The organism is Solwaraspora sp. WMMB335, assembly GCF_049179075.1.
In the GTDB taxonomy this organism is placed as follows: domain Bacteria; phylum Actinomycetota; class Actinomycetes; order Mycobacteriales; family Micromonosporaceae; genus Micromonospora_E.
The window spans coordinates 3,944,194-3,970,321 of record NZ_JBMHMF010000001.1 but is presented as its reverse complement, the minus strand read 5'-3'; the positions used below and the strand labels follow the sequence as shown (position 1 = coordinate 3,970,321).

Here is a 26,128-nt window from a genome sequence, read left to right as displayed (position 1 = left end):
CGCTGGCGCTGACCACTAGCTCACCACGAACGTCGCCCCGTGGTGGTCGGCGTACCCGACCCGCCGGGTCATGCCGCCCGACCGGAGGGCCGTGCCGCTTCCGGGTGGCCGCAGGTGGCAAGGCTGCAGAACCGACGCCGACCACTCTCGTCGAGAAACAGCCAGCCGCAGTGCGGACCGGGACAGGCGCACACGGTGAACCGGTGCGGGTCGGCGAGTAGCTCGCCGGCGCTGCGGGCGGTGGCGTGCAGCGGCGCCCGCAGCCCCGACTGACCGGACGGGTGCCAGCGGCCCAACCCGTCCGGTCCGCGCCGGAAGACCGAGTCACGGGCGGCGTCCTCCACGTACCGGGCGACCGCCTGGAAGGCACGCGTGTCCGTCGGGTCGGTCAGGCAGGCGTACAGCCGCTCGCGCAGGTGGCGGGCCTCGTCGAGGACCGCCGCGGCGCCGAGCGGATCACGCGCCGCAGCCGTGAGGAGGCGGGCGACGGCGTCGTCGTCGAGTAGGTTCTGGTGGCCGGCCCAGACAGCGAGCGTGGGATACCCCCGTAGCCACTCCGCGCCGGGCACCCGCTCACCGCCCCAGCCCGCGTACGTGTTGCAGAACTCCAGCGCGGGATGGCTGCCGACGCTCCAGGGCAGCCAGTGGCCGTGTACCCAGACCGCGTACACCGGTGCGGCCGGGCGCTCCAGACGCGGGTCGCCCGCGAGGACCCGCTCGTGCACGGTCGCGAGCTCGTGGCCGGGCTCGACACCGAGTTCGCTGGCGAGTGCCTCGTGGGCCCGGTCGTACAGGCGCAACGCGTCGGCCTGGCGGGCAGCCCGGTACAGGGCGGTCATCACGCTCGCGACCAGCCCTTCCCGGCACGGATTCTCGTCGGCGAGGCCGGCGAGGTCGCGGACGACCCGGTCATGGTGACCCATGTCGAGCAGGGACTGCGCACACATCTCGGCGGTGCTCAGCCGCAGCTCCTGCAACGGCCCGCCGAGCCGGTGGCGCAGCGGTTCACCGGTCAGGTCGGCGAGCAACGGCCCGCGCCACAGGGCGAGGGCGGCGCCACCGAGGCGTACCCGTCGCGCCGGATCGCCCGTATCCGCGGCCTCGCGGGCCAGATCCGTGAAGCGGACGGCGTCGACATCCACGGATGCCACGCCGTAGCCGTGGCCCTTCGTCGTGATCTCTACGCCGTCCGGCGACAGGGCGGCGCGTAGCCGACCGATGTACGTATGTACGGTGCCCCGCGCGCTGACCGGCGGCGTGCCGTCCCACAGCAGGTCGGTCAGCCGGTCGATGGCTACCGTACGGCCGGCCTCCAGCAGCAGGATGGCGAGCAGCAGACGCTCCTGCCTGCGGTGGCCCACCGGCACCGGCTTTCCGTCCCGTACGGCTTCGAAGTGTCCGAGCAACCTGAACTCCATGCAGCAAGGACGCCGTGGCCACGCCGATTCGATGCCGGGAACGGTGCGGGTGCCGCGCGGGAGGCGAATCCAACCGTGGCGACGGTGCGCAGCGTAACCAGAGTTGGCTTGCGTTCCGTGACTACTGTGGTGATGGACGAGAACGGCGATCGGCGGATCGAGGGTCGAGTGGGCGAAATCGGCGAGCTTGGGCTAGATTCACTGCTGCTCGGCCGGACCGGCCGGACCGGCCAGGCCGACACGGAAACGACAGCCGGGGACGCCGGCGGCTATCTGACCCTGGACGAAAAGGCGCACCTGCTGACGATCGGTCCCAACCGACCGGACCGGCAGCTGGCCTGTTCGATACCCAACCTGTTCACCTACCAGGGCTCGGCCGTGGTCGTCGACCTGGACGGTACCGCTTACGCCGCCACTGCGGAGCGGCGCCAGGCAATGGGTCAGACGGTGGTGCGGCTCGACCCCTTCGAGGTCGCCGGATCCGGATCAGACACGCTGAATCCGATCGATCTGCTCGACGGGTTGACCGACGGTGCTCTCGACTCCGCCTGCCAGGACCTCGCGGATCTGATCGTGCTGCGTGACTCGTTCGGCGGCAGTAACGAACAGAACGCCTTTGGTCTGATCAGTGCGGTGATCGGCTACTTGTCGACAGTGGCGGAACGCCGTTCGTTCGACCATGTCTATACGGTGACGCACTCGGACGACGTCATCTACAACCTTGCCGTGGTGCTGGACACCATCGGGAAGAAGATCCCGAAGATGTCGTACATGGAGATCGCGCACTTTCTGCAACGAGACGAGCGGCCCGGACCCGTTTGCTCGCGAACATCTCGGCCCGCATCAAGTGGCTGGGCAATCTGGACGTACAGAAGAACGTCGGTGCATCGAGCGTTTCGCTCGCCGAGATGCGATCCGGGGCTCCGGTGACGGTCTACCTGATGCTACCCCCGGAACGACTGTCCGTGCACTCTGCGTTGCTGCGCGTCTGGGTCGGCACTCTTCTGCACAACGCACTGCGCACGCCGCGGCCCGTGCCCCGGCCCACGCTCTTCCTCCTCGACCACACCGCCGAGCTCGGTGCGTTCCCGTTGCTGGAGTCGATGCTCAGACGGCGAGCCAGCGACGCGGCCCGCGTCTGGACCTGCTGGCACGACGTGCGTCAGCTGCGCGCGACCTACCCGAGCACCTGGCCTGAGATCGTCTCCGGTGCCGGATCCATCCAGGTCCTCGGCACCAGAGATCCCGCAGCGGCAGCGGAAGCGGCCGCCCTGCTCGGCCAGTCGATGAACGACGTACTGTCCCTCGGATCCGAGGAACAACTCATCCGGGTTGCTGGCACCGTTCAGCGGGCCGGACGCCTGGGGGAGCGGGACGGCACCGCCACCCCGGCGGCAACCGGCGCCACTCGCTCGGCCCGGTGAACCGCCGGGCCGGGCCGCCTGGCCCGGTTACAGGCCGCTCATCTCGAAGATCGCTCGATCCAGGATGCGGGCAAGCCGGTCGACGGGTTCGATTCTCATCCGTTCCTCGGTGTCCAGATCCCTCATCAGATACACCATACGTTCCGGTGGCGTCTTGGCCGAAGCGTCCCGCAGCGCCTGCAGAATGATCCGGCGGTCGGCTGTCGCCCCCTCCGCGTTCGCGACACTGACCAGCAGGCGGGCGGTCGCGGCGGCGACGGCGGCGCTCTCGTCGTTGAGTAGTTCCAGCAGTTCCGGAATGACGTCGCCGTCCAGGCTCCGGAACTCCTCGACCGACTTGTACGCAGCCTGTTGCACGAACGACACGTCGTTCATCGCCGCCCCTAACGCTGCGGCCACCCGATCGGTGACCCGGCGCAGGAGTCCGAGCAGCCGCACCGCGGCGAGGCGAACGTTCCAGTGCTCCGCCGTTTCCACCCACTCGGTGAGCATCGGCTCCCATACGTCCGGGTCCGCCGCCGCCGCGAACGCGGGCGGGGAAAGCTGGGCCAGCGCGTACGTCGCGGTCAGCAGATCGCCGCGAGGATCGCCGTGGGCATCGTCCGTGTCCGAGGTCTCCACCATGGCGATCAGCAGCCGTAAAACGTCCTCCTGCTCGGCCAGTTCGGCAGCCGCCCTGTCCGCCGCCGCCCAGTAACCGCTGTCCACCCCCAGCGCGATGTAGCGGCCATTCCCGATCTGTTTGAGCCGTTCGAGGCAGGACTTCCCGGTGGACAGGGACTCGTCATCAAGCCAGACCGTCGCCTCGTCGATCATCCTGCGTACGGCATCGAGACGGCCACTCTCGCCGGCCTCGGCCGCCGCCCGCGCCGCGGACGTGAGATACCTTGCCGGCCCGCCGACGGCGACCCGTACCTCGCGCCGGATGGCGTGCGGAACGGCCGACAGCGCCGTGCGCAGCGCCGCTGTCGATCGGTCCAGCACCTTCGAGCAGCACGCTACGCGCGCCAACCCGGGCAGCAGTATCCGCTGCGAGCCCGCCGGTGCGGCCGCGAGGGCGTCCACCAGCGGTCTGATCAACTCACTGTCGACGGACTCCATCGACGCGAGAATCCACGACGCCGGCGCGTTCTCGTCGGCTGCCGCCTGCGTCAACCAGTGGGCCATCGCCTCGGCGTCGTCGTGATGGATGTCGCCCCGGACCCAGTCGAGCGAGTTCAACACCGCCGGGGGATGGTCGACCCGGGTCGCGTGTCGGGCGAGCACCTCCACCGTAGCCCGGCCTATCCGCCGCACCGACCAGCGGCGGTTGCGGTTCTGTCCGTACGGAGTCTGCCCGTGCAGGGCCAGACCCGCGCGCAGCCGGAGCCGATCGGTCGATCCGACCGCCAACTCGATGACCTGAGCGACGTTCTCGGGCGTCAACCGGCCGGCTTCAGCCTGCACCAGGGCCTGCCATCGCCGTGCCGCCGCGTCGCCCTCGGTCCATCGGCTGATCAGCGCCAGCGCGGCCAGATCCGTGCATTCCAACGCGGGCCACAGCGGTGCCAGCACGGTGCCCTGACCCGACCGGACGACCCGGTTCAGCAGCGATGCTTCGCGGGTCGTCACCCGCAGCGGTCCTTGCCCCGCAGACTCGACGAGTCCGTCCACGCCCGCCTGCGGATCGGCACTCAACAGCAGGTCCCAGTAGTCGTTGCCGGCAGGGGCTGCCTCGATCGCCGCCACCTCGGCGGCGCTCGCGTCCAGGAACAGCAGGCCCCAGGCGAGATGCCCGGTGGGGTAGGGGAGCCGGCAACTGCGGTCGCCGGTGGCAGCGACCTCCGGCGGCAGCCGCCACGACAGCACACCCATCCCGTAGTGCCGCCGGTAGGCCGCCAAGAGGCGGCATGCGCGGCCTCGGGCCTTTCCACGCAACCACGGGTCGGGGAGAGCGTCGGCAATGGCGTCGAGCTTCGGCGCCAGCTCCGAGGACCTGCCCACCACCGCCCGCAGGTCGCTGACGGTCTCCGCCCGTCGATGTGGATCGACGATCTCGCCGGCCGACGACACGGCGTCACCGAGAAGCTCCTCCAACCGCTCCGGGGCGAGGAAGGCCAGCCGGGCCTGGGCCCGGGCGCGGTTCTCGGGATCGGTGATCAGGGCCGGGATGCGTACGAACCGGTCCACGTCGATGAGCTCGTCCAGGCCGGGACGACTGAGCTGACGATCCGGCATGATCAACACGATCCACTCCAGGGCCCGCGCCTGATCGTGCGGATCCGTGATCCGGTTGACCAGGGTGAACAGGTCCAGGCTCAACAGGGCGACTTCCCCCTCCGGATTGTCGGTCAGTCGCCACAGCGCACGGAACCGCAGGTACGGGTCGGCGACTCGGGACGCGTACGTCCAGAGCGAGAACACCGAGGTCGGGGAGATGAGTTCGGCTGCCTCCGTGGACGACTCGTCCGGAGCGAAGAGTTCGGTGAGGACGACGCGCAGACCGGGCAGATCCTTCGTCGGGACGAACAGCCTCGCCCAGGTGGCGAGGAACTCGCTGGAGACCGCGCTGTGGGCCGACGCGAAGGGCCGGGTGCCCGTCGCTCCCGCGAAGTACCCCTTCCTGAACTCTTCGCCGCGCAGAAGGCAGGCTGCCAGCGTCTCCCAGAACAACATGGGGTTGGCATCGACGAACGACCTGCCCCGGCCGAGCAGATAACCCGCGAGATGATCCTGCTCGACCGGTGCCGACAGCAGCGTGTCGAGCATCGCGAGGTATCGGTCGGTGGGTGTGGCGGCACGTGGGACGAGGATCGGCTGCGGCCACGGCAGGCGCAGCCGGCTGAACTGGTTTCGGGCCAGTGCCAGCAGGGGCCAGCCGCGACTCAGCGAATCGTGCGCCTCTGGGCTGCCGTCGCCGGAACCCGCCTCGACGGCTGCCCAGACGGCGTCGGGCCGGTCATCGGTGAGGCCGGAAAACACGTAGGCCCAGTGTTCAGCGGCTAGTGCGTCGCGCACCGGATCCGAGGCCGCGTCGACGAGGCGGTGGGTGGGCACGGTGTCGCTGACCGCCAACGGGCCGCCGCCGGCCGTCGTGCGGGCCTCGATGACCAGCCGGAGCAGATCCAGTTGGTGATCTTCCGGAGCTGCCGCAGGCAGTGTGCGTGCGGCGATCTCGGCCGACAACAGGATCGGCTCCCGCACCAGCGACCGGAGCCAGCGGAACAGGTTGACAGCCACCCGCGCGGCGGGCTGGCGATCCCAGTCGGTCAGTGCGCCCCGTAACAACGGAACGACATCCTCACCCAGCGCGGCCAACCCGATCAGCCCTTCCGCGCTGGCCGCCGGGTTCGTGCCCTTTTCCCAGACGCGGCGGAACGTCGCGGCCAGCTCGGCTGCGGGCCGACGCGAGCGGAGGTGCCGCTGCACGCGCCGGCTCAGGTCGGACGCGGCCAGATCGTGCACGATGTGCCCGGCGCAGAACTCGACCTGCCGGGCTGCCGGCGGAGGGCCCGCCGCCGCTGCCGGCCCTACATCGATCTGCGACTGGGCCTGCCGTAGCCGTCGCTCCTGGTAGCTCTGGAGTTGCTCCTCGGCCCGGCTCCGGCCGAGACCCCCGTACAACGCGATCATCAGCCAAAGCCAGTCGATGTCGCCGCGCACGAACGCGGCTAGCTCCGGGCTGCCCTCGAGCAACCGGCGCATCGGCAGATAGGCCGGCAGCAGGCGGGCCATGCTCACCGCCGACGTCCGCGGCGCGTCTGCGGGCGCCCCGAGCGCTTCGAGCAGCGCCCACCGAATCGGCCACCCCAACTCTGCCTTGTCCCGGTAGACCGCCCGCAGCAGCGCCTCGACCGTACCGGTGGTGAACCAGTCGATCATCAGCAGAATCTCGGCGGCCGCACCGGACAAATCCCGGCCGTCGACCGGGCGCAGGATCGTCTCGGCGATCACTTCGGCGACGAAATCGGCGCGCGGTCCGTTTCGGAGCCGGGCGAAAGCGTCGCGGATCCCCTGCCGCAGGCCGGCGGCCCGGAGCTGATCCTGGCTGAACGCGTAGCAGCGGAGCAGATTGCCGACCACCTGCCCGACGACGTGCTTCGGCACGCCGTCGAGATCGGGCAGCGCGTTGACCACGAGCATCGTCCCGCGGGGGATCAGCGGCTCCTGACTGTCTGCGGCGAGCACATCCTCCAACAGCCGGGTACGGGCCCGCGGTCCACCCCACTCGGGGCTGATCATCGCGAAGCCGAGGGCCAACAGCAGCGGCTCACGCCAGCGCGGGTCGTCCAGCCGCGCTGTCAACCGCTCCGCCGCGTACGCCCGATCGGCGAGCATGTGGCGGGCGGCGAGGAACTCCTGGAACGTCCGGTGGAAGAACGCGTAGTTGCCGGCGCTCTGCTCCGCCAACAGACCGACCTGTTTGCGGATCGTCGCCAGCAGTGCGTCGAGCATCGGCCGAAACGCCCGATCGCCCGGCGCGGACCGGCGCATCAGCGCAAGCGGCCCTTCGATCAGCTCGCCGATCCGGTCCAGCGAGACAAGTCCGTTTTCCTGGGCATTGTCCTGCAGGTCGGCGGCCAGCGGCTCCAACGCCGCCAACAGTTCCTCCCGGCCCAGGCGCCCTTCGCATTCAGGCCGTTTGAGCCAGATCCGTAACAGGTTCTCGACCACCCGGTCGTAGACGGCCGCGCGCTGGTCGGGTAGCCGCCCGTCCGCCCAGTAGACAGTCGCGAGGATCGTCACGAGCAGCGGATTCGTCGCCAGCTCCCGGATGGCTGGCCGGGCATCGTGGTAGATCTCCGCGATCAGGGCGTCGGCGGCGAAGCCCTGCTGGGGGTCTGCCGTGAGCCCGGCGTTCACCGCAGCCGTCCATGCCCGGACGAACTGCTCGACCGCCGGGCGCAGCATCGGCTGGATGCCGAAGTGCGCACATCCGCCCTGGACCGCCATGTGCTTGTAGCCGACGTAGCGGCTGGTCACCATGACCTGGTTACCGCCGGTCTGCCAGGGCAGACCGGACCCGTCGTGCTCGTTCGGCTCGGTGAACCGCTCGATGAAATCCTGGATCTGCAATGACACGGTACGGCGGTTGGCCTCCGGGAGTTCGTCGAGGCCGTCGAGCACGACGACCGCCCGCCCCGCTTCGAGACAGTCGCGTAGCAGTGTGTTGCGGCCGGCCGGGCTGCCACCTGCGTCCCATGTCTGGGAGTCCTGGTCCCGACCGAGATAGTCGGCCAGGGAAAGGGCAGGTTGACGGCTGCGTTCGCGCTGAGCCAGTTCCCGTGCGTAGTGCGCCAGCCGCAAGAGAATGGGCACCCGGGCCGGGCCGAGATCGACATGCTGCTCCGTGGCCTCGGGGTCGTTGCGATCCGGGTCCACCTGGGACACCGGCACCCGAACGTGCATTCCCACGTCGATGACGATCACGCCGGCGAAGGACGATCCCGACTTGCCATAGGCCGCAAAGGCCAGCCGCGCGTAGCGTACTCCGCATTCGTCCTTCGCCGCGGCGAACGCCAACCGTTCGATCTGGTCGACCGGGATCACCTGGCCGACGGTTACCGGCGTACCGGAAAGAGTCAGTGAGCCCCGCGCCGGTAACTCCTCGATGATCACTTCCGCCGTCTCTGTCTCGCCCGCCTCTTCGGCGGGTGCGGCGAAGTGGCTCTTCGTGAAGGTGAACGTCGAGCCGGCCCGGACGTGCAGGTGCGACACCGTAGCGGTGCTCCGCCCGGTGCGCGGCGGCTCGGTCCCGGCCTCGACTCCGGCCGCAGGCGGCACCTCCTGCGGCAACTGCCGGATCAACTCGCGCGCCATCTGCAGGGCCAGCCACTGTCCGATGGTCGTCTTTCCGCTGCCCGGGCCTCCGAGCAGCACCACCCGACGATGCCGGCGGACGACATCGGCGATCGTCCGTACCTCGGTGACCTGTGCCCGCTGCGCCTGCTCCCGGCGTGGCTGGTACGTGCGCCGGACGATCTCGGCGTCCAGCGCCGCCAGGCGTTCCGGCGCGATCGAATCCAGCGTCCGGCCGTCGGCCGCCTCGCGGACCTCGATGTCATGCACCCTTGCCAGGTGTCGGCGGTCGTAGTCGCTCTCCGGCTCGGCCTTCAGCGCGACGTAGACCTTCTCCAGCTCGATGCGCAGCGACCCGGCCTCCTGGATTCCCTGCAGTTCCAGCCACCGATAGCGTTCCGCAAGCCGCTCCAGGTACCGTCGCAGCCCGGCCTGCGTGTCCTCGATCTGCTCGGCGGTCCGGGATGCTTCGTGAATGTGGATTACCTGGGTGCCCCCGTCGCCGACCAGCACGCCTTTGGCGCCGGTCGCATCAACGTCGACGTGGCGAGTCGGAACCGTCTCCGGCTGGTCGCAGGACGTCCCGGCGTCGATCCGCCCGATGGGTTCCTGGCCCACGGCGACTCTTAGTTGAAGGTGTTGTTCTGAGTGGCCCCGTCTCCTACGACAACACCCTGCGCGTTGTCGAGGGTCACCTGGTACTTGCCTGGCAGCGAGCCTTGCTCCGCCAACATCGCCAACAAAGCACTGGCGAGTTCCGCGATCTGCGGATCGCTGTCCGCGCCGGCCTCCCTGAGCTGCTTGGCCAACGGCTTCTCGTACGTCTCCGGGTCCGCCTCGTGCTCCTGCAACACCAGCTGGGCCGCCGGCTTGTCGGAGAATCGCGCCAGCACCGCTGTCTTGAGGGCGAGGTAACTGTCCCGGACCGCGGCCGCCGCAGCTTCGCCCGTACCGGTCAACGCGCCTGCTGCGAGGGCGCTGAGTACCAAGGTCACTGGATCCATCGCCGCCTCCACTCGTGCCAATGCGACTACCTGAAGTGTGCCCGATGGAATCGTAATCGGGCAGTGTCAGATTGGCGGCAGACAAGATGTCGAGTGGTTGGTGGTCGGTGGTACGCCGGACGGCGCCACCGAGGTGACCGGTGGCGCCGCCGGAATCGTGCCGACCGGTTCATGGTGAGCAGTGAACCGAATCGCCAGGTGGCAGAGCATCAGTTCGGGGCGTGGACTCCGGTCGCCGCGTAGTCCTTGATGGAGCCCCGCACGTACATGTCGCCGCTCTGGTTGCCGGAGAAGTACTGCTGGATGGAGCCAGGGAACGGCGTGGACGACGGGCTACCGCCGTACACGTCGGTGTAGACCGTGGCCGGCCCGGTGTTGCGCACCATGAAGGCGCCGGGTCGGAACTCCCGCAGGGTGCCCTTGAACGGCGAACGCGGATCGTCCCAGGCGACCTGTTGCCCGGTCTGCTGGGTGACCCGTCGGGCCTCCGCGCAGTTGTCGCCGCCGGCGAGGTCGGTGTAGCACAGGTCCACGATCCGGCCCATCTTGTTGGGCAGGCTCGGGTCGTAGTAACGCGACGGGTTGACCACGTAGAACAACGGCGCCAGGTGGAAACTCAGCCCGGAGCCCGATACCTGAACATCGGAGAACCAGAAGTCGTCCATGTCGGAAACGGTGAACGGCACCGGGTTGGGGTAGAGCGGGTCGTAGTGGGTGCGGCCCTCCCGGATGGCCTGGATACAGCCCGGCTCGGTGATCAGTCGGCCCAGTGAGCGGCTCTCCGAGGGCGAGTCCGCCGGCACCGCGGTCCCGACGTTGATGAACTGGCCGCCGAAGCCCGGGCATTCGCTGGGGCTGAATCCCCCGGCCCGCCCGAGCGGGATCATCGCGTTGTACCGGGCCTCGGTGACCTGGCCGCCGTTGCTAGCGACGCAACGCTGGTTGAACAGCAACTCGTGGACGTTGTTGGTGAACGCGTCCGGCGAGTGGGTGCCCTGGTGGAACTTGAGCAGCACGTCGCACACCGCGATCGTGGGTCCCTGCGGCGGGAAGAAGCTGGTGCCGTTGTCGCCCTGGATCACGTTGCTGTTGTTCACGACGAGCACCTTGTGTCCGACGTGGTCCTCGTGCCGGTGGCTGTGGTCGGGCATGTTGTCCAGCATGACCTCGCTGGTGTAGCCGAACGCAGGCCAGCCGCTGGTGCTGAACAGGTCCGAGGTGCGCGGATCGTCACCGTGTTCGTGGCCGAAGTTGCAGCCGCTGGGGTCCCGGGTCGGGTGCCAGGTCGGGTAGACCTTACCGTCGGGCCCCCACGTCCAGTAGCGGGCGTGGATCTCGACCGAGCACTCGCCGGCCCGCGGCAGGTAGCCCTTCTCGTTCGCGGTGGCGATCAGTTCGTACGCCCGGCTCTTGGGGGCACTGGCCGGCGGCAGGGCCGTACCCCACGTCGGGTCGCCAGGGGGCGTCGTCGGTGGGGCGGTGGTCGGTGGATTGGTGGGTGGATTGGTGGGTGGGGCGGTGGTGGGTGGGGCGGTGGTGGGGTTGACCGGTGCACCCGTACAGGTGGTGCCGTTCAGGGCGAAGCTGGTCGGCGCGGTGTTGCTGCCACTCCAGGCGCCGTTGAAGCCGAACGAGGTGGTCGCCCCGGTGGCGATGCTGCCGTTGTAGCTGACGTTTCGGGCGCTGACCTGGCCACCGCTCTGCGACACGGTGGCGTTCCAGGCCTGGGTGATCTGCTGGCCGTTTGCGTAACTCCAGGTCAGCGTCCACGAGCTGACCGGGTCGCCGAGGTTGGTGATGGCCACGTTGGCGGTGAAGCCGGTGTTCCATTGCGAGGCGACCGAGTAGGTGACCCGGCACCCGACGGCGGCGTACGCCGCCGTGACGGCTACCCCGCCAACGGCGACCACTCCACCTGCGGCGACCATGGCCGCCGCGGTCGCGGCCGACCACGGCCGTGACCGGTAACGATGTAAGCGCATGTGCTGATTCCTCCACAGGAAGGCGGACGGATCGACAGAGCGCGCCGCCTCGAACGTTCGACCCCGCCGGGTGACGTGGAGTGAGTGCCTGGTGTGGGGTGTGACGCGGGTGGCGCCGGGCACCGCGGCGCGACGGGATGTCCGGTGGGAGGCAACGAAACACTCAGTCGATAGATTTGTATCTATGCTACAGCCCGTGCTTACGGTGTCAACGCATGTCGATCCCGGTGGTCGGGTGGTCAGTCGTCGTCGGGTACCGCCGTCCCTGGCGAGGTGATCGACCGAAGCTTTGGTATGTGCACAAAACACGCCTATACCGCCCAAATGGCGATAGATCAGGCATGGAAAATGTATCCGGCGGATCTGTGACTGCGGTGCGCCGCCCAGCCTGGCCTACCGCTTCGTCACCCACAAGGGACGTCGGGGTCGAAGATCCTTTTGGGTCGGCCATTGGATCGGCCCTGGTGTGCGATGTTTTCGACAACCTTCGTTACGTCTAGGAGACGGTTCCTTAACTGTCCATTAACCACGTTCCTGTTTGGCTCTTTCCTTGACGCGCAGACAATGTTCTCGTCCGTAGGGCGCCCGGTACTTGTGGTCACCGGTGGTCCTTGAGTTGCCAGCTTCCGGAGTACGACGAAACGGGGCTCGTGCGATACCAGTTCCATCGAACACGAGGTAGTGCGGTGATCTGGCGTCTGGTTAGCAAGAACAACCGTGTTCTCGGAAAATCACCGGTGTACTTCGAGAATGTCGCTGCGGCTGCGGCTGCCGCGTCTGTGGTACGCGACCGCGTCTCGGTCGGATCGGTTGACGTCGCTCTTGACGGCGCTTTGGAGTGGCGATGGTCGGTGACCGATGTCGGCGGCAGAACGCTTGCCGTCGCCGCGCGTGGCTACGAGCGGCGCGCCGACTGTCGGCAGGCGGCCCAGCGTTTCATCGCCGGGGCGGTGCGTGCGGACATCGACGTGACACTGGGCCGACGCGGCCGTTTCTGGCGCTCCGACGCCGGGCAGTCCTAGGGATGCGCGGACGCATTTCCGAAATGGCGTGCCGCTGGACGGCGGCTGCCGGCCACCAATGGAGTCACTTCCGGCCGATCCAGTGCCGCGCAGACGCGAGTGGTGGCCTCACGTGACGGTCCGGTGTGACATCGAGAAAGAGGAATCTGTGGCGATGGACCATGCCGGCGGGGCGCGACGCCCATTCCTGAGTAACTGGAGTTGCCCGATGGCGGAGCACGTCCGCTTCTTCGTCTACCTCCTGCCGCCGAGCGCGGCGCCGGACTGGTTGGGCTGGCCGTGCGATCCGACCCCATGGATGGAACACCCGGATCCGGCCGGGCCCACCTCGCCGGAGCATCGAGCGCCCGGCAGTTGGTACGCGTGGCGGCTGTTGAGTACGAACAACCGGGAACTGGCGCGTAGCGCCTTCCGGTTCGCGGCGGTCGAACCCTGCCGCCAGGCCGTGGACGATCTCCGGAAGGCAACCGCCCGGCTCGTGCTCAAGACCTTCTCCTATCCCGTCACCTGCCGGTACAGCTGGCAGGCCGAGCTCGACGGCGACCCGGTCGCCGCAGGCAAGCGGTATGAGCACGAACAGAACGCACGGTACGCCGCACAGCGCTTCCTCGATGTCGTCGCCGGCGCTCAGGTCGTCGACACGGTCCGTCCGCTGGTCGACCGGCGCGGGCCGGCGCCGTCGCGGATCATCGTGGCAGGTCGGCCGTGACCGACCGCGTGCTCGCCCCGGCGGGCGACCGGTCAGCGCAGCGGCCCCGGCGCCTGAGGCCCAACCGCGGCCCGGCGGATCTGGTGTTCCGGGGGGTCGCCCGCAGCGGTGGCACCCTCGTGCTAGTGATCATGGCGCTGGTCGGCGTGTTTCTCGCGTACCGTGCCGCGCAGGCACTCGCGAAGGCCGGGCCGAGCTTCATCACCACGCAGGAATGGAACCCCGACAGCGGCGAGTTCGGCATCGCTGCGGTGATCGTCGGCACCGTCCTGATCGCGGTGGTGGCGATCGTGGTGGCCGTGGTGTTGGCGGTGGGTGTCGCGTTGTACATCTCCGAGTTCGCCCCGCAGCGGTTGCGGCGTTGGCTGGTCGGCCTGGTGGATCTGATGGCTGCGGTGCCCAGCGTGGTCTACGGCCTGTGGGGCGCGTTCTTCCTGCAGTGGGAGGTGCTGAGCCTGTCCCGGTGGATTTCCGACTGGTTCGGCTGGATCCCGGTCTTCGCGGTGAACGGTGTCGACCGGCACGATCCCTTGGCCACCCCGACGGTCTACACCTCGAGCACGTTCATCGCCGGACTCGTGGTCGCGCTGATGGTGGCGCCGATCGCGTGCTCGGTGATGCGTGAAGCGTTCAGCCAGGCCCCGATGGGCGAACGTGAGGGCGCGTACGCGCTGGGCGCGACGCGATGGGGCATGATCGGCGCGGTCGTGCTGCCCTTCGGCAAGGGCGCGATCATCGGCGGCACGATGCTCGGGCTCGGCCGGGCGTTGGGCGAGACGATCGCGGTTGTCATGATCATCTCGCCGGTGTTCGTGATCCAGCCGCGCGTCCTGGAAAACGGAACGTCCAGTGTGTCGAGCCTGATCGCGCTGCACTACGGCGAGTCGAGCCCGTTCGCCCTGAGCGCGTTGATGGCGGCTGGACTGGCACTGTTCGCCCTGACCCTGCTCGTGAACTTCGTCGCGGCATCCATCGTGGCCCGCTCGCGCTCCGGCGCGGTGAGCGAGGTCTGAGCCGATGACGCTGCTCGAGCAGGAAGCGACCGGCGCACCCGCGACGGCGCCGGGGACGTCGCGCACCACGGTGCCCGACCGTAGCCGCGCCGGTGCCCGGCAGTCGCCACGCACGCTCGGCGGGACCCGCTCCACCGACCTGTTCGCGATCGTCGGTGCCCTGGGCGCCTCGCTCACCACCACCGGTCTGTTGTGGACACAACTGGGGCCGTTCACCGGTCTGCTCGGCTACGTGGTGGTGAGCTGGCTGTTGTTCGTCGTCACGTACGCGTTGCTGGTCTCCTTCGACGAGAGCCGGCCTACCGTCTGGGACCGTCTGTCGGCGGTGGTCGTGCACTCCCTTGCCCTGGTGCTGTTCGGCACCCTGGTCTTCGTCGTCGTCTACACCGTCGTACGCGGCTGGCCGGCCATGCCGCACCTCAACTTCTTCACCCAGGACATGCGCGATGCCGGCCCGCTCGACCCGCTCACCGTCGGTGGGATCAAGCACGCGATCATCGGGACCCTGATCGAGCTCGGCATCGCGCTGGCCGTCTCGGTCCCGCTGGGTCTGCTCGGCGGTGTCTTCCTGCATGAGATTCCCGGCCGGTTCTCCCGCTTCGTACGCACGGTGGTCGAGGCGATGACCGCGCTTCCGGACCTGCTGGCCGGACTGTTCATCTTCGCAACGGTGATCTTGATCTTCGGGTTGGAGAAATCCGGACTCGCGGCAGCCCTGGCGCTGTCGATCACCATGCTGCCGATCATCATCCGGGCGACCGACGTGGTGCTGCGGCTGGTTCCGGGCAGCCTGACCGAGGCGGCCTACGCGGTGGGCAGCGGGCAGTGGCGCACCGTCTGGCACGTGGTGCTGCCCACCGCCCGCTCCGGCCTCGCCACCGCGGTGATCCTCGGCGCGGCGCGGGGGATCGGCGAGACCAGCCCGGTGCTGATCACGGCCGGCTTCACCGCCGAGGTGAACACCGACCCGGTGCACGGTCACATGATGAGCCTGCCGCTGCTGGCGTACAGCCTGGTGCAGAACTCCCAGGACAACATGGTCGCCCGTGGGTTCGGCACGGCCGCGACGTTGCTGGTGCTGGTGCTGGTGCTGTTCGCCATCGCCCGGGTCATCGGCGGTCGTGGGCCGGGTCAGCTCACCGTCCGTCAGCAGCGTCGCCGCCTGGCCGCGTCGCGCCGGGACCTCGACCGGTTCACCACCCGCGCCCCCCGGAAGCCTTCCCGCCGAGTACCACACAGGGAGACCTCTGATGATTGATTCGTCCTGTCCCGGTCGGCCGCGCCGCCGGCTCGCGTTGGTGAGTGTGCTGCTGCTGATGCTGGTCGTCAGCGTCAGCGGCACCAGTGGCACGGCACAGCCGGCGCGGGCGGCGGCAGCCGCGTACGTGACCATCAACGGTGCCGGCTCGACCTGGTCACAGAACGCCCTCGACTCCTGGCGGCGTGACGTCGTGCAGTTCGGCATGACCGTCAACTACGCCGGCACCGGCTCGTCGGACGGCCGAAACCAGTTCCGGTCCGGGACCGTCGACTTCGCCGCCTCCGACATCCCGTACGGGATCAAGGACGGCAACAACCTGGACGAGCCGCCCAGCGACACCCATCCGTTCGCGTACATCCCGGTCACCGCCGGCGGCACCACGTTCATGTACAACCTCAAGGTCGGCAACCGGCGGGTCACCAACCTGCGGCTGTCCGGCTCGACCGTCGCCGAGATCTTCACCGGCGGCATCACCATGTGGAACGACCCGGCCATCGCCGCCGACAACCCCGGGCTGCGGCTGCCCGCGATCCGGGTCGTTCCGGTCGTACGCTCGGAGGGCTCGGGATCCACCGCCCAGTTCACCCAGTGGCTGCTGGCCACGCAGGGTGCGGTGTGGCGGGAGTACTGCGCCGCGGCGCGCCGCGACCCGTGCACCCAGACCTCGGTGTTCCCGGTCGTGCCCGGCCGCGGGATGGTGGCCCAGGCCGGTGACCTCGGCGTGGCCGGATACGTGGCCCAGCCACAGGCGGTCGGGGCCATCGGCTACGTCCAGTACTCCTATGCCATCCAGGCCGGGTTCCCGGTGGCGAAGATGCTCAACCAGGCCGGCTACTACACCGAGCCGACCCCGGGCCACGTCGCGGTGTCGCTACTCAAGGCGAAGATCAACATGAACAAGAACGATCCGCGGGTCTACCTCACCCAGGACCTGTCCCAGGTGTACGTCAACGACGACCCCCGTACGTACCCGCTGTCCGGCTACTCGTACATGATCCTGCCCGTCTCGCTCAACAACCCGATGACCCTCGCCAAGGGCGAGACGTTGGCTGACTTCGGCAAGCACGCGCTCTGCCAGGGGCAGACCAAGGTCAACGCCCTCGGCTATTCGGCGTTGCCGATCAACCTGGTCCAGGCCGGCTTCGAGCAGCTTCGGAAGATTCCCGGCGCGAACGTCGGGAACATCAGCATCCAGTCGTGCCACAATCCGACCTTTTCCACCGACGGCACCAACACCCTGGCCAAGAACGACCCGATGCCGCCGGCCTGCGACAAGCGGGGCCCCACCCAGTGCGCCACCGGCACCGCCGGTGCCAAGGACGAGGACACTCCGGTCCGGGACGACGGCCGCGACGGCGGAGGCGGTGATCCCTCGGCCGACCCCACCGACGGACCGAGCGGCAATCCGAGTGGCGGGCCGAGCGGCGGCCCTGGTGGCGGCACGCCGGACCCGGGCAGCAACCCCGAGACCGACGTCGCCTGCGATCCCGACAGCGCCGACTGCGGTGTCGGGGGCGGTGTCGGCAACGGCGGCGACCCGAACGTGCTCGCCCAGCCCGTCTCCGCCGAGGCGGATCTCGGCAACGGCTTCCGGTTCGCGCTGATGGCGCTGGCCGGGGTGCTGCTGATCGGCATCGGACTGGGCCCGCCGCTGATCGCCCAGGCGGGTGCCCGGCGCCGGCAGCGCGAGTCGGACGGCGGCCCGCTGCCGGGAGCCCGGCCGTGACCGCCCAGCGGTACGTGCGGCGCGTCGTCGGCGCCGCATCGGCCCTGGTGCTGGCAGCGGCGCTGACGATAATTCCACTCGGCCCAGGTCGGCAGGCCGTCGCCGCCGTCGACACGATCAGCGGCTTCGGCAACACCGCGTCGGCCGTCACGCTCACGTGGGCCGACGGCATCACCGGCGTGGACAACCGGACCATCGTCGCCCCGCGTGAACCGAGTGGCAGCAGCGACTTCTTCGATGACCTGTCGGCCGGCTACCGGGACCTCACGGTGACGGTCAGCCAGACCAGGAACCTCACCCACCAGGGGGTACAGATCACCTGGACCGGCGGGGCCACCACGGACACCTCGTCGCTGGCCGGCAACTACCTGCAGATCATGCAGTGCTACGGCGACGCCGGCACCGGCCCCGACCCGAAGCACTGCCAGTGGGGTGGCTACGGCCCGAACAGCCTGCCGGCAGGCCCCGCGGACAACCGGCTGCAGGGCGGTCGGTTCGGGAACATCTGCCAGCCAGGAAGCAGACAGAGGTGCGATCCGGCCGAGCCGACCGAGCCGGACCACCAGTATCCCGGCCGCGAGACCGAGTACAACATCCCTTTCACACCGGTCAATACCGATCTGAAGATCTACAACACCACTGTGGACCCGAACGATCCGACCGCCCCGACGCTGCGGACCTTTTTCCAGGCCCAATCCACCAACGAGGTCCCGGTCGCGGCCACCTCCGCGGACGGCACCGGGCAGCTCTCGTTCGAGGTGCAGACCGGACGGGAGGCGACCGGACTGGGCTGCGGTGATCCGGACGCGGCGGCCGGCGGAGCCCCCCGGAGTTGCTGGCTGGTGATCGTGCCGCGCGGCCAACGATCGCCCAACGGCGCCACCCAGCAATGGTTGGGTGTCAGCGAGTCGGCACTCAGCGCCAGCAACTGGGCGCAACGCCTGCAGGTGCGGCTGAGCTTCCTGCCCACCAGCACCGTCTGTCCGCAGGACACCGTGCAGCGGCAGTTGGTCGGCACCGAACTGGTGGCGAACATGATGACGTCCTGGCAGCCGGCGCTGTGCCGAAGCAGCGGGGCGGTCTACAGCTTCGGACCCACGCCGGATGTCACGAGCGCCGGCCAGCTCGCCATCGCGGCGGCCGACGTCGCCTTCACCACCCAACCGGTCGTCTTCGCCGGTGAGGGCCCGCCGCTGGTCTACGCTCCGGTCGCGGTCACCGGCCTCACCCTCGCGTTCCGTGTCGACGTGCCGGTCGATGCCGGGTTCCAGCAGGTGGCGCGACTCGGCGTGAGTCCGCAGTTGTTGGCCAAGGCACTCACCCAGTCGTACCGGGGCGACCTGCCCGGCGGCATCACCAGCTCGGCGATCTTCGCCGAGCCGGAGTGGATGCGGACCGTTCGGGAGACGATCGCCGACGACCCGCTGTGGCGGCTGCTCAACCCCGACGTCGGCCGACCGAAGAACCTCGTGGAAACGATGGCGCCGATGACGACCGCGGACCAGTCCGCGGTCAACCGGGCGGTCTGGACCTGGATTCAGTCCGAGCCGGGCACCCGTGCCTGGCTGCGCGGTCAGCCCGACGCGGGCGACATGGTGATCAACCCCAACTACCAGCAGCTCGGGCTGGCCGACTCGCCGCCGTCCGCCGGCTATCCCCGGGCCGACCCCATGTGCACCCGCAAGACGGACGCGCCGGAGGACAAGTGCGTCACCTCGGTGACCTACATCCCGTACGCGCACAACCTCGAGGACGCGGCGGTCCACGTGCAGCGCGCCTTCACCCACGGCGGACAGGGCTGGGACGTGAACGGGATCGCGCCTGACGGCAGCGCCGGCTGGTGGGAGAAACCAGCGCCGAAGCCGGTGGGCCAGCGGGCCGCCTGGGCGGTCACCGCGGCCCCGTTCAGCGCCCGCTACGGACTGCCCAACTCGAGCCTGTGCTACTCCGACGGTGCCTGCGTCGCACCGACCGTGGCCAGCCTGAGCGCCGCGGTGGCGGCGGCGGAACCGGACGACGCCGGGTTGCTGCACGTCGACCCCGCCAATCCCGGGCTGGGCGGTTACCCACTCACCCAGATCGTGTACGCGGCGATCCGGACCAATCAGGACCCGGCGGGGCTGCGCGACTCCGCCGCCCTGCTGGAGTACGCCGCCGGCGCCGGGCAGATCTCCGGCGTCGAGGTGGGCCAGTTGCCGCCCGGCTACCTGCCGCTGCCGGACGAGCTGCGGGACAAGACGCGAGCCGCCGCGCAGACACTGCGCGACCTGGCCGCCGCCGGGCCCAGCCCGTCGCCGACCCCGTCCGCAAGCGCGCGGCCCACCCCGAGCGCCAGCCCCACCAGCCCGGGCACCGCGACCCCGACGGCCGTGCCCAGCAGCGCCGCGCCACCGGCCAGCGCCACCCCGGGGCCGACCCCGGTCGGCGGCTCGGTGAGCCAGCCACCCGCCGGACTCGCCGCCGGGTCGACGCCCCACGACGATCTCGGCGTCATCCGTTGGGTGCTGGTCGCAGCGCTGGTCGCCGGTGCGGTCGGCGGCCTGACCGGCCTCCTGCTGGGACATCCGCCAGCCGTGCTGACCATCCTGCGGCGCCGGGTCCAGTTGATCACCGGAGGTCGGTCCTGATTCTGCGGATCAAATACGTCGTCAGCCCGCGGGATCCAGGTTCGCGGCCGAGCCGACCCAGGACAACTTCATTCGCGTGATCGATAGCTCGATTTGAGGGAAGTGGTGGGTGAAATGGGTGCCTGCGGGAAGAGGGGTCCGCTCCGTCAGAGGTCGATCGGACCGTACTCTGTTACCTCCCCTTAACATTGACGTGTCCGCAGACTCGCCGTCTCGACGGCAATGTTGGGTTTTGATCGACTCATCCACGGTGAAAGATTTTACGTGGCTCGATCAACAGATCGGGTATACGAATCTCAGCCCTGAAAGGGGTGAACACGTGAAGCTGAAAAGCTTCTACCGCGCCGCGGCCGTCTGCGCCATCGCCACCGGCCTGACATTCGTCGCGACCGGTCCGGCCGCCGCGGACCCGGCAGCTGCGACCACCGTCGCGGGCGCCGGCTCGGACACCACCCAGGACGTGCTGGACGCGCTCGCCAAGAGCATCGGCGAGCCGCTGATGGGTTCGTGGAACGCGATCGGGGGAGCCGCCCTGATCACGCCCAAGAACACCACCGGTTGCACCAACGTCTCGCGGCCGAACGGCTCCAGCGCGGGCGTCGCGGCGCTGCGTCGGTCGCTGAGCGGGACGGGTAGCTACCCCACCACGTCGGCCACCTACGCGGGCACCAACCCGGTGCCGTTGGGCGCGCTCTGCTTCGACTTCGCCCGTTCCTCCAGCGGGCCCGGCGGCAACGCCAGCCCCACCGGCCTGCTGCAGTACGTGCCGTTCGGGTTGGACGGGGTGACCGTCGCGGTCGGCCCGTCCTCGGGCGCGGACGCCACCGCCATCCGGGGCAGCTTCACCCTCACCCAGCTGCGGACGATGTACAGCCAGGGCCTCCCGCAGGTCGGCAGCGACGGCGCCACCTACGACCCGAACCCGGCCGACGGCACCACCGGGACCGCCGTCCACCTGAAGATCCCGCAGGCCGGTTCCGGCACGCGGAGCTTCTTCTCCAGCGTGATGGGCATCAGCTCCAGCAACCCGCCCACCTGGGTCAGCGACATGTTCACCCCGACCGCCGGTGGGACCGCGCAGTCGGTCCAGGAGCACGACGGCACCGCGGTCCGGCTGGACCACAACGCGCTCATGCCGTACTCGACCGCGGTGTGGATCGCCCAGGCGACCGGTCACAACGACCGCCGTGACGGCGCTGTCCTGCAGACCATCAACGGCGTGGCGCCGATCAGCGGCGGCAAGCTCAACACCGCGTTCCCCGGCGACCTGCTCCGCGAGGTCTACAACGTGATCCCGTTCGCCGCCACCACGCCGGGCTCGAACCTCTACGACATCTTCGTCAGCACCTCGCAGTTCAGCCCGGTGCGGCTGTGCAACAAGACCGCCCTGATCACCGAATACGGGTTCGGTCTGCTGGACGGTGTGAACACGCCGCACACCTGCGGCGAGATCGACTCCGCGCTGCGGGCGTTCGACAGCACCCAGTTCTAACCCGATTAGCCCCGTCCCGATCCAGTAATTGACGCACCGAGTGTCTGGCCAGCGGCTTCCCGGTGGCCGGACACTCGGTTGCCCCGCTGAAACAGCACCAATCGGAAATGCGCAACCAGGCGCATCCGGCAAAATAGGAAGGTAGGAAATTCCCAATGCAACTTCGGAACGTACGTCGGCGCGTCGCGGTCCTCGCCGTTGCCGCGGCGGCCGCCGTCGCGGCGATCGCCGCGCCGACGGCCGCGCAGGCCCACCACGGTCACCGGCCCGGTTGGCTCATCCTGTCGCCGACGAGCGGCCTGCTGACCGACAACCCGATCGCCGACTACTCGACGACGAAGCCGTGCCCGGCCAACCACCGGGCCGTCGGCGCGGTGGCGTTGGAGGGCGGCGACGGCACCCCGCTGTTCGTCGGCGGGAACTTCGTCCCGACCACGACTCCGCCGAGCGGCACGCTGAACAGCACGAGCCTGCGCAGCGTGGTCCTTGCCAACGACCTCACCACCGGCTACTACGAGCTGGGCGTGTACTGCTTCAACGACGACTACACCAGCTACGTCACCGCCAACCGGACCTGGATCAAGATCGACGTCGAGGCCGGCACCTGGCGTCGGGTCTTCAGCTGGGCGTTCACCCAGGAGACCAAGTGATCCGCGTCGGTCTGCGCCACCGGGCGGCGTGCCTGGTGGCGGCGGGCGTCGTTGTCGCCGCGACGCTGCTGATGCCGATCGGTGCACAGGCCGCGGTCGGCGACGGCCCGGGCGGACTCACGCTCGACCCGACGAGCGGCGGCACCGGCGATGACCCGATCGCGACGGCCACGAGTGCCAACGTCTGCCCGACCAGCCACCGTACGGTGGCGACGGTCGGGATCCTGACCGAGGAGTCCCAGCCCCGGCTGCTCGCCTTGACGGGGAACTTCGCGCCGACGGACACCCCGCCGAGCCGGGTGCTGGACAGCGGCGTCGGCCTCGAACAGAACCTGGTCAACGCCAATCCCGGCCTGGGCTCCGGCGACTACCAGATCGCCCTGGTCTGCTTCAACGACCTCTACGAGTACGTTGTCGCGGCCAACGTGTGGATCCACGCGGACCTGGAAGCCGACACCTGGAACGTGATCGAGGGCGGCGGCGAGCAGCCGGTCACCACGACCACGTCGCTGGCCGCCCAGCCGACCAGTGCCGAGGCAGGGCAGGACGTCACGCTGACCGCCACCGTCACCGGCGAGGGCGCGGCGGGCACCGTCGAGTTCCTCGACGGCAGCGCGTCGTTGGGCAGCGCGGCGCTCTCGTCCGGGGCGGCCTCGAAGACGGTGAACACCCTGGCGGTCGGTACCCACACGTTGACCGCCCGGTTCCAGCCCGCCGACTCGGCGGCGTTCACCCCGTCCACCTCCGCGCCGGTGAGCGTCACCATCACACCGAGCGGCGGCGGGCAGACCGGCGGCCAGACGCTCAACATCACCATCCCGGACGGCACCGGCGGTGGGAGCCTCGTGATGGCCGTCGGCACCGACCCGGTGACCCTGCGACAGGTCTCCAGCGGGGCCCTGGAGTTCAGCGGTGACCTGAGCCCGATCACGGTGACCGACAGCCGGGGCGACCTCGCCGGCTGGGACGTCACCGGGTCGACCAGCGACTTCACCGGCGGCGGGAACACCATCGACGGTGCGGCGCTGGGTTGGACACCGCAGGTGCTCACCCAGAACCCGGCCAGCGACGTGGTGGCGGGCTCGGCCGTGGCGCCGAACGGCCCGGGCCTGAAACTGGCCGCCACACTCGCGTCGGCAGCCGCCGGCAAGGGCGCCGGCGCCAGCATCCTGGGCGGGACGCTGGACCTGTTGCCTCCGGCGCAAACCCCGGCCGGTGACTACACCGCGACGTTGACCGTCACGTTGATGAGCAAGTAGCGACGTGGGGCCGGAGCGGGCGAGCTGGCCGCCCCGGCCTCCACGACAACCCCGACAGCTGAGGTTTCCGGCCCGACCGCGGCAAGCGGCGGGCACCGGCATGTGAAGGGAACTGCCATGATCATTCGCCGCCCGGCCGTGCCCCGGTGGCTCCCGGCGGTGGTGCGGAGCCTGGCTGCCGTGGTGTCCGTGACCGTCGCGGCGTCGCTGCCCGTCGCGGCCGTCTCGGCAGGCGCGGTGCCGGCGGCGCAACCGCCGGGCGGTGACGCGGTGGTGCAGTGGTCGGTGACGCCGGCCAACGGCAACGGACCGGACGGTCGCACCCGCTTCTCCTACACCGACGTGCGGCCCGGGGCGGTGGTGCGCGACCACGTCAGCATCACCAACCTCGGGAATACGCCGGTCACGTTCCACGTGTACGCCGCAGACGGGATCACCACGGCGAACGGATCGATCAGCGTGGCCACGGCCGACGTCCCGGCGACCGATCTCGCGGCGTGGACACGGGTCGCCCGGACCAGCGTACGGGTGCCGGCGCGGACCAAGGTGGTCGAGCCGTTCACCATCCTCGTGCCGGTCAATGCCACGCCGGGCGACCACGTGGGCGGGGTGATCGCCTCGATCAGGGAGCAGGCCGACGGCGGTACGGTGGTGCGGGAGGACCGCTTCGCCGTCGCCGTCTATCTACGGGTGGCCGGCGAACTGGCTCCGGCGTTGAGCGTCGAATCAGTGTCCACGAGCTACGCCGGCACCGCCAACCCGTTCGGCGGTGGGGCCGGCACCGTCGCGTACACGGTCCGCAACTCCGGCAACGTGCGCCTGGCCGGCATCCAGACGGTGACCATCAGCGGACCGTTCGGCACCCGGGCCACTGTGCACCCCACCGCCCTTGAGGAACTGCTGCCCGGTGACTCGGTACGGGTCACCGCGCGGCTGTCCGGGGTGCTGCCCACCGGCCCGCTGCAGGCCCGGGTCACGGTCGTGCCCGGCGAGGTGCCCAACGCGCCACCGTTGTCCGCCGAACTCGAGCCGGCGTCGTACACGGCGGGCCTGTGGGCGACCCCGTGGCCGCAACTCCTGCTGTTGCTGGCCGTCCTCGTCGGCGGTGCCGGCCTGTGGTGGTGGCTGCGCCAGCGCCGCCGACATCTGGCCAGGCGACTGGCCGCAGCGGTCGAGCAGGGGCGCCGGGCGGGCGCTGCCGCCATCACGCTGGTCGGTGGAGTGCTGCTCGCCGTCGTGGTGAGCACCGTGACCGGCGGCCCGGCCGGGACGTCACCCGCCGAGGCCGCCGACGTGCACGGCGGCCAACCCGTGACCGTCACCGTCCCGCGGCACCCGGTGCCGGAGCTGACCTGCGACGGCGCCGACGGTGAGCCGCTGGGCGACGACGCGACGCTGCATCCGGGTGATCAACTCTCCTGCACCGGTACCCAGTTCGTCGCGGGCGAACAGGTCGCGGTGACCCTCGATCCCGGATCGCGCGGTGTCGGCACGGTCACCGCCGATTCGCAGGGCCGGGCCAGCCATCAGCTGTCACTGCCGGCCGATCTCGGTGCCGGCCGGCACACGCTGACCTTCACCGGTCAGACCTCACGGACCACGGCGAGCTACTCGTTCAGGGTCACCATCGTCGCCACCCTGCCGGTCGGTGGCGGATCGGGGCTCCCCCGCACCGGCGCGGACGTACTGCGGCTCGTCGGTGCGGGGATCGCGCTGGTCGTCGTCGGCGGTGTGGTGGCGGTGAGCGGTCGGCTGGGTACCCGTCGGCGTGCTCGGCGGCGCCCGACCGGCATGCCGCGTCCGGTGGCGAACGGCGAGCGCGGATGAGCACGCTGCTCGCCGATCGTCCCGGCGGTCCCGACCGTCCAGCGGGATCGCCGGTCGGCGACCGGCCGGTGTCGCCGGCACGTCGGGTGGCCGCGACCACGATCACCGTCGTCTCCGCCGTACTGTTCATCTTCGCCGCTTACATCGCAGTGGTCTCCGCGCTGCACCACGCCCGGGCGCAGCACACGGCGTACGCCGATTTCCGCCAGGCGTTGGCGCTGGCGACGGCACCGGTCGGACCGACCCAGCCGGACGACCCGACCACGCTGCTCGCCCCGGGCACCCCGGTGGCGGTCCTGTCCATTCCGCGGCTCGACCTGCGCGAGGTGGTCTTCGAGGGCACCACCGGTTCGATCCTGCAGGACGGACCGGGCCACCTGCGGAACACGCCGCTGCCCGGTCAGGCCGGCGTATCGGTGATCATGGGCCGGGCCGCGGCGTACGGCGGTCCGTTCGGTGATCTGTCCAGGCTGAATCCCGCAGACACGTTCACCGTGACCACCGGCCAAGGCGCATCGACCTTCCGGGTGCTGGGGGTACGCCGTGGCGGTGACCCGTTCCCGCCGCCGCTGCCCGCCGGCGCCGGCCGGTTGACCCTGACCACCGCGGACGGCCCGCCGTTACTGCCCTCGGGCGTGCTACGCGTCGACGCCGACCTCATCTCCGAGACGCTGCCCACCCCGGCCATGCCGCTGACGGCCGGCGATCTGTCGCCGGCCGAACGTTCCCTGGGCACCGACCAGTTCGCCTGGGTACAGCTCGTCTTCTGGGGCCAGGCCCTGGTGGCGACCACCATGTTGCTGGCCTGGGTACGGCTGAGATGGGGCCGCTGGCAGGTGTGGACGGTCGCGGTTCCGACGCTCAGCTTCCTGGGTGTGGCCACTGCGGATCAGATCGCCCGGCTACTGCCAAACCTGATGTGAGTTCTGCGGTTGG

15 protein-coding genes and 1 pseudogene are annotated in these 26,128 nt (G+C 69.8%); 12 read left to right on the top strand and 4 right to left on the bottom strand.

The genetic code is table 11. From position 1 onward, the window contains the following. Positions 1 to 68 precede the first annotated feature (68 nt). Entirely contained in the window at positions 69 to 1,418 is a 1,350-nt protein-coding gene (locus ACN27F_RS17070) for a BTAD domain-containing putative transcriptional regulator (RefSeq protein WP_421434519.1), read from the bottom strand. A 132-nt stretch (positions 1,419 to 1,550) separates the two neighbouring features. On the opposite strand from ACN27F_RS17070, the pseudogene ACN27F_RS17065 reads away from it, so the two are divergent. Further along, a pseudogene (locus ACN27F_RS17065) lies at positions 1,551 to 2,842 on the top strand (type IV secretory system conjugative DNA transfer family protein). Positions 2,843 to 2,869: 27 nt separating this feature from the next. On the opposite strand, the gene ACN27F_RS17060 reads toward ACN27F_RS17065, so the two are convergent. The 3 genes from ACN27F_RS17060 to ACN27F_RS17050 form a co-directional block, all read right to left on the bottom strand. Then, positions 2,870 to 9,238: a hypothetical protein gene (locus ACN27F_RS17060; RefSeq protein ID WP_421434518.1), complete on the bottom strand. Its 6,369-nt coding sequence runs from the start codon at positions 9,236 to 9,238 to the stop codon at positions 2,870 to 2,872. A gap of 8 nt (positions 9,239 to 9,246) precedes the next feature. After that, positions 9,247 to 9,624, bottom strand: coding sequence for a hypothetical protein (locus tag ACN27F_RS17055; protein ID WP_421434516.1), 378 nt, complete (start codon positions 9,622 to 9,624; stop codon positions 9,247 to 9,249). Between the two features lie 209 nt (positions 9,625 to 9,833). Then, positions 9,834 to 11,606 (bottom strand): cellulose-binding domain-containing protein, encoded by a 1,773-nt coding sequence (locus ACN27F_RS17050; RefSeq protein WP_421434514.1) that lies wholly within the window; start codon positions 11,604 to 11,606, stop codon positions 9,834 to 9,836. A 686-nt stretch (positions 11,607 to 12,292) separates the two neighbouring features. Between ACN27F_RS17050 and ACN27F_RS17045 the strand changes: the two genes are divergently transcribed. The 11 genes from ACN27F_RS17045 to ACN27F_RS16995 all read left to right on the top strand — a co-directional run bounded on the left by ACN27F_RS17045 (position 12,293) and on the right by ACN27F_RS16995 (position 26,115). Beyond that, positions 12,293 to 12,628 (top strand): hypothetical protein, encoded by a 336-nt coding sequence (locus ACN27F_RS17045; RefSeq protein ID WP_421434512.1) that lies wholly within the window; start codon positions 12,293 to 12,295, stop codon positions 12,626 to 12,628. A 208-nt stretch (positions 12,629 to 12,836) separates the two neighbouring features. Then, positions 12,837 to 13,337 carry a hypothetical protein gene (locus ACN27F_RS17040; protein ID WP_421434510.1) on the top strand — a complete coding sequence of 167 codons (501 nt, stop codon included), beginning with the start codon at positions 12,837 to 12,839 and terminating at the stop codon, positions 13,335 to 13,337. Continuing rightward, positions 13,334 to 14,350, top strand: coding sequence for a phosphate ABC transporter permease subunit PstC (gene pstC, locus ACN27F_RS17035; RefSeq protein ID WP_421434509.1), 1,017 nt, complete (start codon positions 13,334 to 13,336; stop codon positions 14,348 to 14,350). The genes ACN27F_RS17040 and pstC overlap by 4 nt, the downstream gene beginning before the upstream one ends. 4 nt (positions 14,351 to 14,354) lie before the next feature. Further along, complete coding sequence (gene pstA / locus ACN27F_RS17030; RefSeq protein WP_421434508.1) at positions 14,355 to 15,608, top strand: phosphate ABC transporter permease PstA; 1,254 nt, start codon at positions 14,355 to 14,357, stop codon at positions 15,606 to 15,608. Then, positions 15,601 to 17,337 (top strand): phosphate ABC transporter substrate-binding protein PstS, encoded by a 1,737-nt coding sequence (locus ACN27F_RS17025; RefSeq protein WP_421434506.1) that lies wholly within the window; start codon positions 15,601 to 15,603, stop codon positions 17,335 to 17,337. The genes pstA and ACN27F_RS17025 overlap by 8 nt, the downstream gene beginning before the upstream one ends. Continuing rightward, on the top strand, positions 17,334 to 19,964 hold the full coding sequence (locus ACN27F_RS17020) for a hypothetical protein (protein WP_421434505.1): 2,631 nt from the start codon (positions 17,334 to 17,336) through the stop codon (positions 19,962 to 19,964). Before ACN27F_RS17025 ends, ACN27F_RS17020 begins: the two co-directional genes overlap by 4 nt. A 319-nt stretch (positions 19,965 to 20,283) precedes the next feature. Next, positions 20,284 to 21,456, top strand: coding sequence for a hypothetical protein (locus ACN27F_RS17015; protein WP_421434503.1), 1,173 nt, complete (start codon positions 20,284 to 20,286; stop codon positions 21,454 to 21,456). A 155-nt stretch (positions 21,457 to 21,611) separates the two neighbouring features. Then, positions 21,612 to 22,106, top strand: coding sequence for a hypothetical protein (locus ACN27F_RS17010; RefSeq protein ID WP_421434502.1), 495 nt, complete (start codon positions 21,612 to 21,614; stop codon positions 22,104 to 22,106). After that, entirely contained in the window at positions 22,103 to 23,365 is a 1,263-nt protein-coding gene (locus ACN27F_RS17005; RefSeq protein WP_421434500.1) for an Ig-like domain-containing protein, read from the top strand. The genes ACN27F_RS17010 and ACN27F_RS17005 overlap by 4 nt, the downstream gene beginning before the upstream one ends. A gap of 117 nt (positions 23,366 to 23,482) precedes the next feature. Beyond that, positions 23,483 to 25,192, top strand: a complete 1,710-nt coding sequence (locus ACN27F_RS17000) for a hypothetical protein (RefSeq protein WP_421434498.1) — start codon at positions 23,483 to 23,485, stop codon at positions 25,190 to 25,192. Continuing rightward, entirely contained in the window at positions 25,189 to 26,115 is a 927-nt protein-coding gene (locus ACN27F_RS16995; RefSeq protein ID WP_421434496.1) for a sortase, read from the top strand. The genes ACN27F_RS17000 and ACN27F_RS16995 overlap by 4 nt, the downstream gene beginning before the upstream one ends. Positions 26,116 to 26,128 lie beyond the last annotated feature (13 nt).